The sequence below is a fragment of the Klebsiella terrigena genome (genome assembly GCF_006539725.1).
GTDB lineage: Bacteria > Pseudomonadota > Gammaproteobacteria > Enterobacterales > Enterobacteriaceae > Klebsiella > Klebsiella terrigena.
Window position 1 is genome coordinate 27,403 of sequence record NZ_BJNO01000028.1, and the last position, 13,811, is coordinate 41,213.

General features: G+C 60.6%; 13 protein-coding genes. 1 reads left to right on the plus strand and 12 read right to left on the minus strand.

The window, feature by feature from the left end; genetic code table 11:
• Positions 1-55 precede the first annotated feature (55 nt).
• The 12 genes from RTE01_RS23215 to RTE01_RS23270 all read right to left on the minus strand — a co-directional run bounded on the left by RTE01_RS23215 (position 56) and on the right by RTE01_RS23270 (position 13,042).
• Complete coding sequence (locus RTE01_RS23215) at positions 56-2,206, minus strand: carbon starvation CstA family protein (RefSeq protein ID WP_041143904.1); 2,151 nt, start codon at positions 2,204-2,206, stop codon at positions 56-58.
• Positions 2,207-2,469: 263 nt separating this feature from the next.
• Positions 2,470-2,982 carry a 4-hydroxyphenylacetate 3-monooxygenase reductase subunit gene (locus tag RTE01_RS23220; RefSeq protein WP_041143905.1) on the minus strand — a complete coding sequence of 171 codons (513 nt, stop codon included), beginning with the start codon at positions 2,980-2,982 and terminating at the stop codon, positions 2,470-2,472.
• A 19-nt stretch (positions 2,983-3,001) separates the two neighbouring features.
• Positions 3,002-4,564, minus strand: coding sequence for a 4-hydroxyphenylacetate 3-monooxygenase, oxygenase component (gene hpaB / locus RTE01_RS23225; RefSeq protein ID WP_134525218.1), 1,563 nt, complete (start codon positions 4,562-4,564; stop codon positions 3,002-3,004).
• A 321-nt stretch (positions 4,565-4,885) separates the two neighbouring features.
• Positions 4,886-5,776 (minus strand): 4-hydroxyphenylacetate catabolism regulatory protein HpaA, encoded by an 891-nt coding sequence (hpaA, locus tag RTE01_RS23230; RefSeq protein WP_076946471.1) that lies wholly within the window; start codon positions 5,774-5,776, stop codon positions 4,886-4,888.
• Positions 5,777-5,785: 9 nt separating this feature from the next.
• On the minus strand, positions 5,786-7,162 hold the full coding sequence (hpaX, locus tag RTE01_RS23235) for a 4-hydroxyphenylacetate permease (protein WP_115193626.1): 1,377 nt from the start codon (positions 7,160-7,162) through the stop codon (positions 5,786-5,788).
• Positions 7,163-7,209: 47 nt separating this feature from the next.
• Positions 7,210-7,998 (minus strand): 4-hydroxy-2-oxoheptanedioate aldolase, encoded by a 789-nt coding sequence (gene hpaI, locus RTE01_RS23240; protein WP_115193625.1) that lies wholly within the window; start codon positions 7,996-7,998, stop codon positions 7,210-7,212.
• 10 nt (positions 7,999-8,008) lie between these two features.
• Positions 8,009-8,812, minus strand: coding sequence for a 2-oxo-hept-4-ene-1,7-dioate hydratase (gene hpaH / locus RTE01_RS23245; RefSeq protein ID WP_041143910.1), 804 nt, complete (start codon positions 8,810-8,812; stop codon positions 8,009-8,011).
• A 114-nt stretch (positions 8,813-8,926) separates the two neighbouring features.
• On the minus strand, positions 8,927-9,307 hold the full coding sequence (locus tag RTE01_RS23250) for a 5-carboxymethyl-2-hydroxymuconate Delta-isomerase (RefSeq protein WP_123552655.1): 381 nt from the start codon (positions 9,305-9,307) through the stop codon (positions 8,927-8,929).
• A 10-nt stretch (positions 9,308-9,317) separates the two neighbouring features.
• Positions 9,318-10,175 (minus strand): 3,4-dihydroxyphenylacetate 2,3-dioxygenase, encoded by an 858-nt coding sequence (hpaD, locus tag RTE01_RS23255; RefSeq protein ID WP_041143912.1) that lies wholly within the window; start codon positions 10,173-10,175, stop codon positions 9,318-9,320.
• 10 nt (positions 10,176-10,185) lie between these two features.
• The gene (gene hpaE, locus RTE01_RS23260) at positions 10,186-11,652 is read right to left on the minus strand and encodes a 5-carboxymethyl-2-hydroxymuconate semialdehyde dehydrogenase (RefSeq protein WP_134525219.1); all 1,467 of its coding nucleotides are present in this window, start codon (positions 11,650-11,652) and stop codon (positions 10,186-10,188) included.
• Entirely contained in the window at positions 11,649-12,413 is a 765-nt protein-coding gene (locus RTE01_RS23265) for a fumarylacetoacetate hydrolase family protein (RefSeq protein ID WP_041143914.1), read from the minus strand. Before RTE01_RS23265 ends, hpaE begins: the two co-directional genes overlap by 4 nt.
• Positions 12,410-13,042 carry a fumarylacetoacetate hydrolase family protein gene (locus tag RTE01_RS23270; protein ID WP_041143915.1) on the minus strand — a complete coding sequence of 211 codons (633 nt, stop codon included), beginning with the start codon at positions 13,040-13,042 and terminating at the stop codon, positions 12,410-12,412. The genes RTE01_RS23265 and RTE01_RS23270 overlap by 4 nt, the downstream gene beginning before the upstream one ends.
• 289 nt (positions 13,043-13,331) lie before the next feature.
• On the opposite strand from RTE01_RS23270, the gene hpaR reads away from it, so the two are divergent.
• A complete protein-coding gene (gene hpaR / locus RTE01_RS23275; RefSeq protein WP_115193621.1) occupies positions 13,332-13,781 on the plus strand; it encodes a homoprotocatechuate degradation operon regulator HpaR in 450 nt (149 codons plus the stop codon).
• Positions 13,782-13,811: the final 30 nt, after the last annotated feature.

Here is a 13,811-nt window from a genome sequence, read left to right on the forward strand (position 1 = left end):
AATGCCGCGTCGCTCACTGTAAAGCCCCGCCGAAGCGGGGCTGAACGGGGCTGGATTAGTGGTGTGAAGAGGTCTTCACGCCGCCTTCCGGCACCGGCACGTACGGGGTCTCTTTGTCGGTGCGTACCTTATTGTTACGCACGTTGATCCACGTTTTGATGCCGTAGAAGATGATGCTGTAGACCACCACCAGGAACAGGATGCTTAAACCGGCGTTGGTGTAGTTGTTCACCACGATATGGTTCATGTTGGCAATCTGCTGCGGGCTAAGCTCGCCGCCGGCGGCAATCTTCTCTTTGTACTGCTGGGCCATAAAGAAGAAGCCTTCCATCTGCGGGTTGGTGCTGAACAGTTTCAGACCCAGCGCCCAGGTGGTGCACAGCAGCAGCCACAGGGCCGGAACTACGGTGACCCAGATGTATTTGGTGCGCTGCATTTTGACCAGCACCACGGTGCCAAGGACCAGCGCCACGGCGGCCAGCATCTGGTTAGAGATACCGAACAGCGGCCACAGGCTCTTCACGCCGCCCAGCGGGTCGACCACGCCCTGATACAGCAGGTAGCCCCACAGGCCTACGCAGCCCGCGGTCCCTACGATACCGGCAACCAGTGAATCGGTTTTCTTCAGGAACGGCACGAAGTTGCCCAGCAGATCCTGGAGCATAAAGCGGCCAGCGCGGGTACCGGCATCAAGGGCAGTCAGGATAAACAGCGCCTCAAACAGAATACCGAAGTGGTACCAGAAGCCCATGTCCGCCATCGGGATGATTTTGTGGAACACGTGGGCGATACCGACGGCCAGGGTTGGCGCGCCGCCCGCACGGTTCAGCACCGACGGTTCACCGATGTCTTTCGCCGTTTGCAGGATCTGCTCTGGCGAAATCACAAAGCCCCAGGAGCTGACGGTGGCCGCCGCATGGACGGTGACTTCTTTCAGCTGCGCGGCAATCATCGCGGCGTTTTCGCCGCCCATCTCATGCAGGTTCGGCATCACGATACCGAGGCCGGCCGGCGGGGTGTTCATCGCAAAATAGAGGCCCGGTTCGATGATAGACGCTGCCACCAGCGCCATGACCGCCACGAAAGACTCCATCAGCATTGCGCCATAGCCGATAAAGCGCGCGTCGGTTTCGTTTGCCAGCAGCTTCGGCGTGGTACCGGAAGCGATCAGCGCATGGAAGCCGGAGACCGCGCCGCAGGCGATGGTGATAAACAGGAACGGGAACAGGGCACCTTTCCACAGCGGGCCGGTACCGTCGATGTACTGAGTGACCGCCGGCATTTTCAGGTCCGGGTTAAGGATAACGATACCCAGCGCCAGGCCGACGATAACGCCAATTTTCAGGAACGTCGCCAGGTAGTCGCGCGGCGCCAGAATCAGCCATACCGGCAGCAGCGCGGAGATAAACGCGTAGCCGATCAGGGTGAAGGTGATGGTGGTGTCTTTAAAGGTCAGCGCCGGGCCCCAATACGGGTCGTGGGCAATCACGCCGCCGAAGTAAATAGACGCCACCAGCAGCACGATACCGATAACCGAAATTTCGCCCACGCGTCCCGGACGCAGGAAGCGCATGTAGATCCCCATAAACAGCGCGATCGGCACGGTTGAGCAGACGGTAAAGACGCCCCACGGGCTTTCCGCCAGCGCCTTCACGACGATCAGCGCCAGCACCGCAAGGATGATTATCATAATCAGGAAGCAGCCGAACAGGGCAATCGACCCCGGAATCGGGCCCATCTCTTCTTTGATCATTTCACCCAGCGACGAACCGTTACGGCGCGAGGAGATAAACAGCACCATAAAGTCCTGCACCGCCCCCGCCAGCACCACGCCGGCCAGCAGCCACAGCGTGCCGGGCAGGTAGCCCATCTGCGCGGCCAGTACCGGACCAACCAGCGGGCCCGCGCCGGCGATAGCGGCAAAGTGGTGGCCGAACAGCACGTAGCGGTTGGTCGGCACGTAGTTCAGGCCATCGTTGTTAATGACCGCCGGCGTCGCGCGGGTTGGGTCGAGCTTCATCACCTTTTGGGCGATGTACAGGCTGTAGTAGCGGTAGGCCACCAGATAGACCGATACCGATGCGACGACAATCCACAGGGCGCTAACGTGCTCCCCGCGACGCAGGGCGACGACCGAAAGGCAAAATGCCCCGATGATTCCAAGAATCACCCAGGGTATGTGCTTGAATAGTTTTTTAGTATCCATAGTAAAACCTGGCGTTATGAGTTGAATAATTGGCCGAAGCCGTCTGAACGTAATTTTGAGGAGGTATTGAGTCACTATGCTGGGGAGGATCTTGCCAGAACTTTGCGCGCGTAAAGTTGGGTAAATCAACGAGTGGTTGTATGGCGGGTTAAGCGGTCACTTGCGGGAGTAAGCGGTTGGGCAGGAAATGAACAGCAGGATAATATGTGATTGAGATCACAAGAATTTCTCCCCCCTGGCTGCAGGGGGGAGAGCGGGCCTGGCTAGACGGCGGCCGCCATCTCCATCATCACCGGATGGAAACGACGCTTGAAGTAAATCAGCCCGTGGCCTTCCTGGCTTAGGGTGATGTTCTTGATCTCGACCAGATAGACCAGGTGGCTGCCGATAGTCTGCACCTGGCTGATATCGCCTTCGAGACTGGCCAGCGAATCCTTCAGCACCGGCTGCCCGAGCACGCCCTTCTGCCAGCACGAGAGGCTGAAGCGCTCCTCCATCGTCACCCCGGTCATTCCGGCAAAGTGGCGCGCCATCACCTCCTGCTCATGGTTCAGGACGTTAATGCACAGCCTGCCGTTGCCCTGGAACACCGGATTCATTGCGCTGTTGGCGTTGATACACACCATCACCGACGGCGGAGTATCGGTTACCGAGCACACCGCGGTGGCGGTGATGCCGCAGCGGCCGGCATCGCCTTCGGTGGTGATCACGTTCACCGCCGCCGACAGGCTGGACATGGCATCGCGAAAGCGCAGGCGTTGTTCATCTAATTGCATTGTGACCTCCCGCTGTGAATTACTTCAGCAGCTTATCCAGGATATTGATATCAGAGTTATTGTGCAGGTGCGGCACCGTCCAGCCGTGCTGGTCATACTCGGAAAGGCAGCGATCGACCATCGCCATCATTTTGTCCATGTTGCCGGAGGTCTGCGCCTGGCGCAGGCACTGCAGGCGAATCTCATCCTGGCTACCGGAGTAGTTGATTTCATACAGCTCGTGGCGGCCGCCGAACTCGCTGCCGATCGCATCCCACATCAGCTTGAGGATCTTGATGCGTTCGACGTGATCCATGCCGTTGGATCCGCGCACGTATTTCGCCAGATACTGGTCGATCTGCGGATTATTGAGGTCGCGCGCGCTGGACGGGAGATAGATCAGACCGCTGGTGACGTTACGCTCGATGATGTTTTTGATCTTGGCGTAGGCCATCGGCGCCATCACGCGGTAGGTTTGCAGCGCAGCGTGATCCGGGAGGTACGCGCCGTTAACCCACGGCGTCGCCTCGGAGCACATCGAATCGCTCAGCGCCCAGAACATATTGCGCCAGGCCACCACCTCGCCGAGATCCGCCTGCACGCCGCGAAACTCCATGGTGCCGGTGCACTCCAGCGATCGCTTGAGCAGGGCGGTGATAAAGTCGAGCTTAACCGCCAGACGTACGCAGGCCTGCAGCGGGTACATGCGGGCGAAGCCGCCCTCCATGGTCCAGCGGCGACAGCGATCGAAATCGCGATAGATCAGCACGTTCTCCCACGGGATCAGCACCTTATCCATCACCAGGATCGCATCGTTCTCGTCGAAGCGGCTGGAGAGCGGGTAGTCATACGGCGATCCGGTGACGCCGGCGACCATTTCGTAGGAGGCGCGGGAGATAAGCTTCACCCCTTCGGCGTCCATCGGGGCGACGAACATCAGCGCGAAGTCCGGGTTTTCCCCCATCACCTGCGCGGAGCCGAAGCCAATCATGTTGTAGTGGGTCAGCGCCGAGTTGGTGGCGACGACTTTCGCCCCGCTGACCACGATCCCGGCATCGGTCTCTTTTTCCAGCTTGATGTAGACATCTTCCACCTCATCGGCCGGCTTATGGCGGTCGATCGGCGGGTTGACGATGGCGTGGTTAAAGTACAGGCCGGTTTCCTGAATGCGGGTGTACCAGTTGCGGGCGTTCTGTTCGAACTGGCCGTAAAACGCCGGGTTGGCGCCCAGCGCGCAGCCGAAGGCGGCTTTGTAGTCCGGGGTGCGGCCCATCCAGCCGTAGCTCAGGCGCGACCACTCGGCGATGGCGTCGCGCTGCTGGCGCAGATCGTCGGCGCTCTTCGCCACGCGGAAGAACTTATGCGTATAGCCGCCGCTGCCGGTATCGGTGTTCCAGCACAGGGAGTCCTGCAGCGCCGGTTTGTGCAGCGCATCGTACAGCTGGCCGACGGAGGCGGCGGCGTTGCGGAACGCCGGGTGCGTGGTGACGTCTTTGACGCGCTCGCCGTAGATATAAATTTCGCGGCCGTCCTGCAGGCTCTTCAGGTACTCTTCCCCGGTTAACGGGCGTTTAGCGTCTGCGCGGAAATCTTCAGGTTTCATCGGGACCTCTTCAGTATTAAGCGGTATATCCCGTCATGTTCGGGCGGCGCCTTTTCGGCTGCGGCTCGAAGCATTCAGGGTACAAAGGTTAAATTTATGTTTTCTTTTTGTTGTTTAATTGAAGCGGTTTACGTGGGTTCCGTGAAGAGACTTTTAGGTCAACGGCAGGTACTTTTCAGGCGGGATGGCGTTCTGTGATCCGGGTTGGTTTTTCGCTTTTTTGCCGTCGCGCGCCGGGGATTGCGGCAGCGGAGTTCTCCGGCCGCGCTTCGCCTGTCGGGGCCTGGCGCTTATCGCCCGGCTGCCGCCGGCAGGGAAAGCTCAGGAGACCGGTACTTTTTGCGTTCTGAAGGCGCTGGGCGAGCAGCCGACCAGACGATGAAAAAAGCGGGCAAAATAGGCCGGGTCCTTAAACCCCAGCTGCCAGGCGATTTCGTTGACCGCGCTATCGGAAAACAGCAGCAGCCGCTTGGCCTCGCGCAGCTGCCGGTCGAAGATAAGGCGCTTCGGCGGCCGGTTGGCAAAGCGCCGGCAGATGTCGGTCAGCCTTGATTCGGTAATGTGCAGCTCATTGGCGTAATCCGGCACCGTCCAGTGCTGGTGGTAGTGGCTGTCGATGGTCTGGTTAAAGCGCTGGAACAGCTTGAGCTCGCCGCGGATGCCGCTGGCGGCGTGGTCGTCGAGCCTGGCGTTACGCAACAGCAGGGTGAACACCGCCTGCGCCAGCAGCACCAGCGTATGCTCGCGCCCCGCCAGCTGCGCGGTCGATTCGCGCTCAATCAGCCGCCAGTAGTGGGCCAGCGCCGCGAGCTCGTCCGGCTTATCGGCCAGCGACAGGCACATTCCCGGCAGGCCAAAGGCCTCCCGGGTGCCGGGATAGAGTACCTCCAGCAGCGGCCAGATCAGGTCCTCCCGCACGGTTAGCACGTGGCCATCGCTCTCGGAGCCGGTGATAAACGCGTGCGGCACCGACGGCGGCGTCAGGACGAACAGCGGCGCCTGCACCGAGTAGCGGTGGTCGTCGAGCTGCAGCTCAATCTGCCCGGTATCGAGAAAGTGCATCTGAAAGTACTGGTCGTGGCGATGGGCCTGCATGTCGCGGCCAAAAAAGGCCGCCATGCGGGCGAACGACTGGTAGTGCACGTCTTCCGTGCCCAGGCTTTCATCGTACTCTTTATTGATATCGATATTGGCGATCGAACGCTGGGGCATAGCCGCTCCTTAAGGCGTGGCGCGCGGGCGCGAGGCTTTCATCGGAATGGCCCAGATAATCACGGCGCCAATCACCAACAGGCTGGCGACGAACCACAGGCCGCTGTTAAAGCTGCCGGTCAGATCCTTCAGCCAGCCGATCATAAACGGACTGAGCGCCGAGCCGATATTGCCGGTCGCGTTGATCACGGCGATCCCGATAGCACGCGCGCGCAGGCTGATCGACTGGTCCGGCGTGGTCCAGAAAATGGCCATTGCGCTGAACGATCCGGTTGAGGCCATGACGATCCCCAGCATCTGGATCAGGTTGTGATCGGTCGCTGAGGCCAGCAGCCAGCCGGCGGCGGCAAACAGGAACGGCAGGGCGGTATGGTGCTTGCGCTCCTGGCATTTATCCGAGTGTCGGCTCCAGTAAATCATCCCCAGAATGGTACAGATCTGCGGGATCGCCGCCAGCAGGCCGATGGTGATATTGCTGCTTCCCTCGTTAAAGCTTTTGAGGATCTGCGGCGTCCAGATGCTGATCGCGCTGAGCGTATTGGTCAGGCAAAAATAGGCCAGGGTGTACATCAGCACGATCGGCGTTAGGACTTCACGCCACAGGCTGCGTTGCTGCATCGCGTGGTGGCTGATGGCGCCTTCCGGCTGTACCAGCGTCAGCCGGTCGTTATCCATCATCTCCTGCAGGCACTTTTTGTCCTCTGCAGTCAGCCATTTGGCTTTTGCCGGAGAGTCATCCAGCCAGTACCAGACCATGATGCCCAGCAGCACCGACGGGAACCCTTCGAGCAAAAACAGCCACTGCCAGCCGTGGAGATTGAACAGGCCGTCCATCGACAGAATATAGCCGGAAACAATCGAACCGATGGCGGTGGTCACCGGCATGGCAATCATAAACAGGGCGTTGGCGCGGGCGCGGAAAAATGCAGGAAACCAGTAGGTTAAATAGAGCAGGATGCCGGGCAGAAAGCCGGCCTCGGTGATCCCCACCAGCATGCGCAGCACGTACAGGCTATGAGGGCCGGTGGCGAACATCGTGGCGGTGGAGGCGATCCCCCACAGCACCATGATGGTGGCTATCCAGCGGCGGGCGCCGACGATGCTGAGCATGATATTGCTCGGAATACCGAAGATGACGTAGGTGGCGTAGAACAGCGTAGTGGCCAGGCCGAACATGGTGGCGTTGAGCCCCAGATCCTGGCCCATCGTCAGCCCGGCAAAGCCGATATTGATGCGGTCGAGAAATGAAAAGATAAACAGCACGAACAGAAATACGATCAGGCGGCGAAACAGCTTATTGATAACCGACTGCTGCTGCGCCGTCAGCTGCTTGTGCTGATTGGCGGGATCGCGCGTCTCCGGAATAGCTGATGATGTGTCGCTCATGGTCTTTCCTCTGATGGGAATTTTTGTAGGGTCGCGATGTGGCGTTATTAATAGACGCCGGACTGGGCTGCCGTTCCGCTGGCGCCAAAGCGCTCGGCTAAGGCTTCGGCGGCGCGGGCGAGCAGGGTGGTATCGACGCCGACGGCGACAAACAGCGCGCCGAGCGCCAGATAGCGTTTTGCCAGCTGCTCGTTGGCCATCAGGATCCCCGGCGCTTTGCCCGCCTGCCGAATTTGAACGATGGCGCTTTCGATAGCCGCCTGCACTTGCGGGTGCTGCGGATTGCCGCCGAAGCCCATATCGGCGCTGAGATCCGCCGGGCCGATAAACACGCCGTCCACCCCCTCAACGTCGAGGATCTGCGGCAGGTTTTTCAGCGCCTCGCGGGTTTCAATCTGCACCAGCACGCACATGGCGTCGTTGGCCTGGTGGAGATAATCCGGGATGCGGTTCCAGCGCGAAGCGCGGGCCAGGGCGCTGCCGACGCCGCGAATGCCGGCCGGCGGATAGCGCGTGGCTTTCACCGCCAGCCGCGCTTCGTCGGCATTTTGTACCATCGGCACCAGCAGGGTTTGCGCCCCGACGTCCAGCAGCTGCTTAATCTGCACCGGGTCATTCCACGAAGGGCGAACCACCGGCTGGCTGGCGTAGGGTGCCACCGCCTGCAGCTGGGTCAGCACCGTCTGCACGTTGTTTGGCGCGTGTTCGCCGTCAATCAGCAGCCAGTCGAATCCAGCGCCGGCCAGCAGCTCGGCGCTGTAGCTGCTGCAGAGTCCCAGCCACAGGCCGATTTGCGGGCGCCCGGCCTGCAGCGCATCTTTAAACGCATTATTCATCTTCTTTCCCCTACACAAAGCGGCAGCTAATCGCGCCCATGTTGCCGTAATCGACGTGGAAGGTATCGCCTTTGCGCGCCGCCACCGGACGAGTAAACGAGCCGCCGAGGATAATTTGCCCGGCCTCCAGCTGCACATCGTGCGCCGCCAGCTTGTTCGCCAGCCAGGCAACGCCGTTGGCCGGGTGATTCAGCACGCCGGCGGCGACGCCGGTCTCTTCGATGACTCCGTTGCGGTACAGCAGGGCGGAGATCCAGCGCAGATCCAGCTCGTCAGGCTTAACCGGCCGGCCGCCGAGGATCACCCCGGCGTTGGCGGCGTTATCGGAGATGGTGTCGAACACCTTACGCGGGCGCTGGGTTTCAGGGTCGACGTTGTGGCAGCGGGCGTCGATCAGCTCCAGCGCCGGGATCACGTAGTCGGTGGCGTTATAGACGTCGAACAGCGTACAGTTCGGGCCGCGCAGCGGTTTCGCCAGCACGAAGGCCAGCTCGACCTCGATGCGCGGAACGATAAAGCGGTCGGTGGGAATATCGCCGCCGTCGTGGAAAAACATATCGTCGAGCAGCGCGCCGTAGTCCGGCTCGCTAATCTGCGAGCTGGCCTGCATTGCCTTCGAGGTCAGGCCAATTTTATGGCCCTTCAGCACCCGGCCTTCGGCAATTTTCAGCTCGACCCACTCGCGCTGGACGGCGTAGGCATCCTCAATGGTGATTGAGGGATAATCGAGCGAGATGGCACGGATCTGTTCACGCTGCTTTTCGGCCTGGTTCAGCCGCTGGGCGATCAGGGTGCGGGTCTGTTTATCGAGCATAGGGCTTCCTGTGACATTGCCTGCAAATGGGTACCATCGGGTCTCCCGGTCGTCGGACGAGAGCGCCGACGTCGGGGAGCCCGCGTCAGCGCTACGCCTGCCGGATGACGTTAATTATTTAAACAGCGCGTGGACGTTGTTCTGCTTGTAGTTCAGGGTCGGGTGCAGCTCCTCAATCTCGAACGACAGCGCGAGGTAGCGGCTCTCCATCAGCGGGGCGAAATGCGCCTGGATCAGGGCAAAGAGCATCTCTCCCGTTTGCTGGCGGCTTTCCAGGCTGCGCCCGCTGCCGATTTTCAGCGTCATATGCACGAAGGCATAATCGTGCCTGCCGTCGGCCATCTGCCAGGTATCCAGCCAGATGGCGCGGCTGCGGATGCCGCCGATCGGGAAAATCCCGGTGGCGGCCAGCGCCTGATTAACCTCGGCGAACAGGCCCGGCAGGTCGGCCTGCTCGCGGATGTTGCTGGTACACTCGGCGATAAAATGTGGCATCGCGGACTCCTTACGCCTGAGCCGGCAGCGGGAAGACGGCGTTGACCTGGCCGGTGCCGGAGCTGGCGAACAGGTCGGTGATAAACTCGACCTTGCCGTCGTATTTATCCCAGCCGAGCACCCCGAGCAGCATCACCGTGTCGTGCATATTGCCTTCGCCGTAGCAGTAGTCGGCGTACTCCGGCAGCATGGTGCAGAACTCTTTGAATTTGCCTTCGCGCCACAGCTTCACCACCCGCTCATCCATCTGATGGTCAAACTCGCGGGTGTAGCTGTTCATCCCCTCTTCGGCGCGCTGGTCGTCGATAAAGCGGTGCGACAGGGAACCGCTGGCGAAGACCGCCACGGTGCCGTCATATTTCTCAATGGCCTTGACGATGGCTTCCCCCAGCCTGCGGCTGTCGGCGAAGTCGTGAACGGTGCAAAAAGCGGAGATCGACACCACTTTGAAATGCTTATCGCTGTTCATATAGCGCATCGGCACCAGGGTGCCGTACTCCAGCTTGAGGCTCGGGATGTTGTGCGCCTTGGCGCGCACGCCGAGCTTGACCGCTTCGTCGGCGATCAGGTGGCCCAGCTCCGGGTTGCCGTCGTAGTCGTAGGTCATGTCGCGAATAAAGTGCGGCAGCTCGTTGCTGGTATAGACCCCTTTAAAATGGTCGGCGCAGTTAATGTGGTAGGCGCTGTTCACCAGCCAGTGGGTATCAAAGACGATAATCGTATCGACGCCCATCTCCCGGCACCGTTTACCGATCTCCTTATGACCGTCGATCGCCGACTGGCGGCAGCCGTGGTTTTTCCCCGGCAGCTCGGAGAGATACATGGACGGTACGTGAGTAATCTTGGCGGCTAACGCTAATTTGCCCATTTTGTGCTCCTTATAAGCCCCATTTCGGGATCGGATGGTCACCCATGGAAATACAGACGTTTTTCATTTCGGCGAACACCTCGAAGCTGTACTCACCGCCTTCGCGGCCGGTACCGGAGGCCTTCACGCCGCCGAACGGCTGGCGCAGGTCGCGGACGTTCTGGGTATTGACGAAGACCATGCCGGCTTCAATCCCGCGCGCGAGGCGCAGGACCTTGCTGATGTCCTGGGTCCAGATATAGGAGGCCAGGCCGTATTCGATATCGTTGGCGAGGCGCAGGCCTTCGGCTTCGTCTTTAAACGGCAGCAGGCAGGCCACCGGGCCAAAAATCTCTTCCTGGGCAACCCGCATGCGGTTATCAACGTCCGCCAGCACCGTCGGGCGCAGGAAGTTGCCGCCGCGAAGATGCGCGGGCAGGTCGGCGGGCTTATCCGGGCCGCCGGCCAGCAGCGTGGCGCCTTCCTTGATGCCGAGGCGGATATAGCCGGAGACTTTTTCCCAGTGCTGCTGGCTTATCAGCGCCCCGACCTGGGTGTTGGGGTCGGTCGGGTCGCCGACGCGCAGGCGGTTGGCGCGTTCAGCGAAGCGCTTGACGAACTCCGGGTAAATGCTCTGCTGAATGAAGATGCGCGAGCCGGCGGTGCAGCGTTCGCCGTTGATTGAGAAGATGGTGAACAGGGCGGCATCCAGCGCGCGCTCGATATCGGCATCTTCAAAAATCAGCACCGGCGATTTGCCGCCCAGCTCCATCGAATACTTCTTCAGCCCGGCGTTTTTCATGATGTTGCGCCCGGTGGCGGTGCCGCCGGTAAACGAGACCGCGCGCACGTCGTGATGACGCACCAGCGCGTCACCGGCGTTCGCGCCGTAGCCCTGCACCACGTTCAGCACGCCTGGCGGAATACCGGCTTCCAGCGCCAGCTCGCCGAGGCGGTCGGCGGTGAGCGGCGACAGCTCGGACATTTTCAGCACCGCGGTGTTGCCCAGCGCCAGGCACGGCGCCACCTTCCAGGTGGCGGTCATAAACGGCACGTTCCACGGCGACACCAGCGCGCAGACGCCGACCGGCTGCACGAGGGTGTAGTTGAGCATCTTGTCGTCAACCGGATAGGTCTTGCCGTTCATCTGCTGGCACACTTCGGCGAAGAACTCGAAGTTGTGCGAGGCGCGTGGGATCAGCACGTTTTTGGTCTGGTGGATCGGCAGGCCGGTATCGGCGGTCTCCATCGCTGCGATCTCGGGAACGTTCTGGTCGATCAGTTCCCCCAGCCGGCGCATCAGGCGCGCGCGCTCCTTCATCGGCAGGTTGGCCCATTTCGGGAACGCCGCTTTGGCCGCCGCGACCGCCTGATTCACCTCGGCTTCACCGCCGGAAGCGACCTCTGCCAGCACTTCGCCGGTGGCCGGGTTGGTGGTGTGGAAGTACTCCGCGCTTGCCACGCTTTCGCCGTTGATCCAGTGGTTAATTTTTTTCATGACAGCTTCTCCTCATACGCCTGCTGGCTGATGATGCGGTTGACCAGGCGGCCCACGCCCTCGACTTCGACGATCACTTCGTCACCCGGCACCACGTCAGACAGCCCCTTAGGCGTGCCGGTGGCGATCATGTCGCCGGGCTGCAGGGTCATAAACTCGCTCAAATACGCGATCAGGAACGGGATGCTGAAGATCAGATCGGCGGTGGTGCCCTGCTGGCGCAGTTCGCCGTTGACCCAGGTGCTCAGGGTCAGGTTGTGCGGGTCCGGAACCGTCTCTTTGCTGACGATCCACGGGCCGATGGGGGTCAGGGTGTCGCGGCTTTTGACCCGCAGATTCGGCCGGTAGTAGTTCTCGAGATAGTCGCGAATGGCGTAGTCGTTGCAAACGGTATAGCCGGCGACGTAGTCCAGGGCGTCGGCCTCGCTGACCCTGCGCGCGGTTTTGCCAATCACCACCACCAGCTCGGCTTCGTAATGCATATATTCGACGTTATCCGGACGTACCGACTCCTGGCGGTGGCCGAGGAAGGTGTTCGGCGCTTTGATAAACACCAGCGGCTCTTCCGGCGGCTTGAATTCCAGCTCGCTGGCGTGGTCGGCGTAGTTCAGACCCAGCGCGAACAGGGTGCCGTCGGCGGGCGGCAGCCAGCGGAATTCGCCCTCCTGCAGCCGGGTGCCGTCATCGAGAATGACCTGCTCGCGATCGTCGACCTGCGCGCTGCGTACCTGGCCCTGCCACTCAATACGTGCCTGTTTCATGCCGGCTCTCCTTCTGCGACGACCGGGTTTTCCAGTGCCGGGAAACCCTCGGCGAGAATGCGTACGCGATCGCCGGGGCGCAGCGTGACGCGGGCGTGCGGAGTGCCGATCAGAATGGCGTCGCCGGGGCTGAGGGTGGCGAACTCGCTCAGGGCGCTCAGCAGCTCGGCGGCGCCGCGCTGCAGGTCGGCGGTGTTCCAGCTATCCGCTTCGCGACCGTTGATCTCGGTGATGATGGTCAGGTTATCGACGCTCCGTAGCGGGACGAGGTCACCCAGCGGGCAGAAACCGTCGCGGCATTTTGCCTTGATCGCCGGGCGGTAAAAGCTCTCTTCCGGCAGGCTGACGTCGTTGGCCAGCGCGTAGCCGGCGATGCAGGAGGCAGCCTCTTCGACGGAGACGCCGCGGGCGGTTTTACCGACGATCAGCGCTACGGTGGCGCCGCTCTGCACGGTTTCGCCCTGCGGATGAGGGATTGCGTCGCCGCTGCCGATCGCGGTGTTGCGCGGTTTGATAAACCATACCGCAGTTTTCGGCGGCGTTTTGTACGGGGCCTGTTGGAACGCTTCGCGCCAGGCGTCGAGCTGGCTGCCGTGGTTAAGCGCAACGGCGAAGATGGTACCTTTCATTCACCACTCCTCTGGTACTGATTTCTGAAGCTTAAGGGATTTCATTAATATGTTAATGATTACCTTTTATTCCTTGCGAACGGGTTTGGCAAACAGAAGTGAATGTTTTGTGATCGGATTAACAATAAATTTACACTTTTAATATTTAATTGTTTATAATCAATGTATTAGTTTTAAATCATAAAAGGACTGGTACTTTTCAGCAGCAGAAACCGGTTGCGCCATCGGCAAATAAGCGCTAATTATTAACTTGTTAATAGATTCTGAAATATGATGTAGAGGGTATGTGATGCATGATTCGTTAACCATTGCGCTGTTGCAGGCGCGAGAAGCGGCGATGGCCCATTTCCGGCCGATCGTCAAACGCCATAATCTCACCGAGCAGCAGTGGCGTATTGTGCGCATCCTTGCCGAAAGTCCGTCGATGGATTTCCACGACCTCGCCTTCCGCGCCTGCATTCTGCGCCCGAGCCTGACCGGTATTTTGACCCGCATGGAGCGCGACGGCCTGGTGCTGCGCTTAAAGCCGGTCAGCGACCAGCGCAAGCTGTACGTTTCGCTGACGGCGGAAGGGACCCGGCTGTATCAAAGCGCCCAGGCCCAGGTTGAAGAGGCCTATCGGCTGATCGAAGAAGAGTTTACCAGCGAAAAAATGCAGCAGCTGACCGCGCTGCTGGAGGAGTTTATCGCGCTCGGCAACCGTAACGGCGCCGCGCGCGACGATCGGCAAGAGGAGTAAATCAGCGCTCGCCGCAGCGCTTTCTCGGGC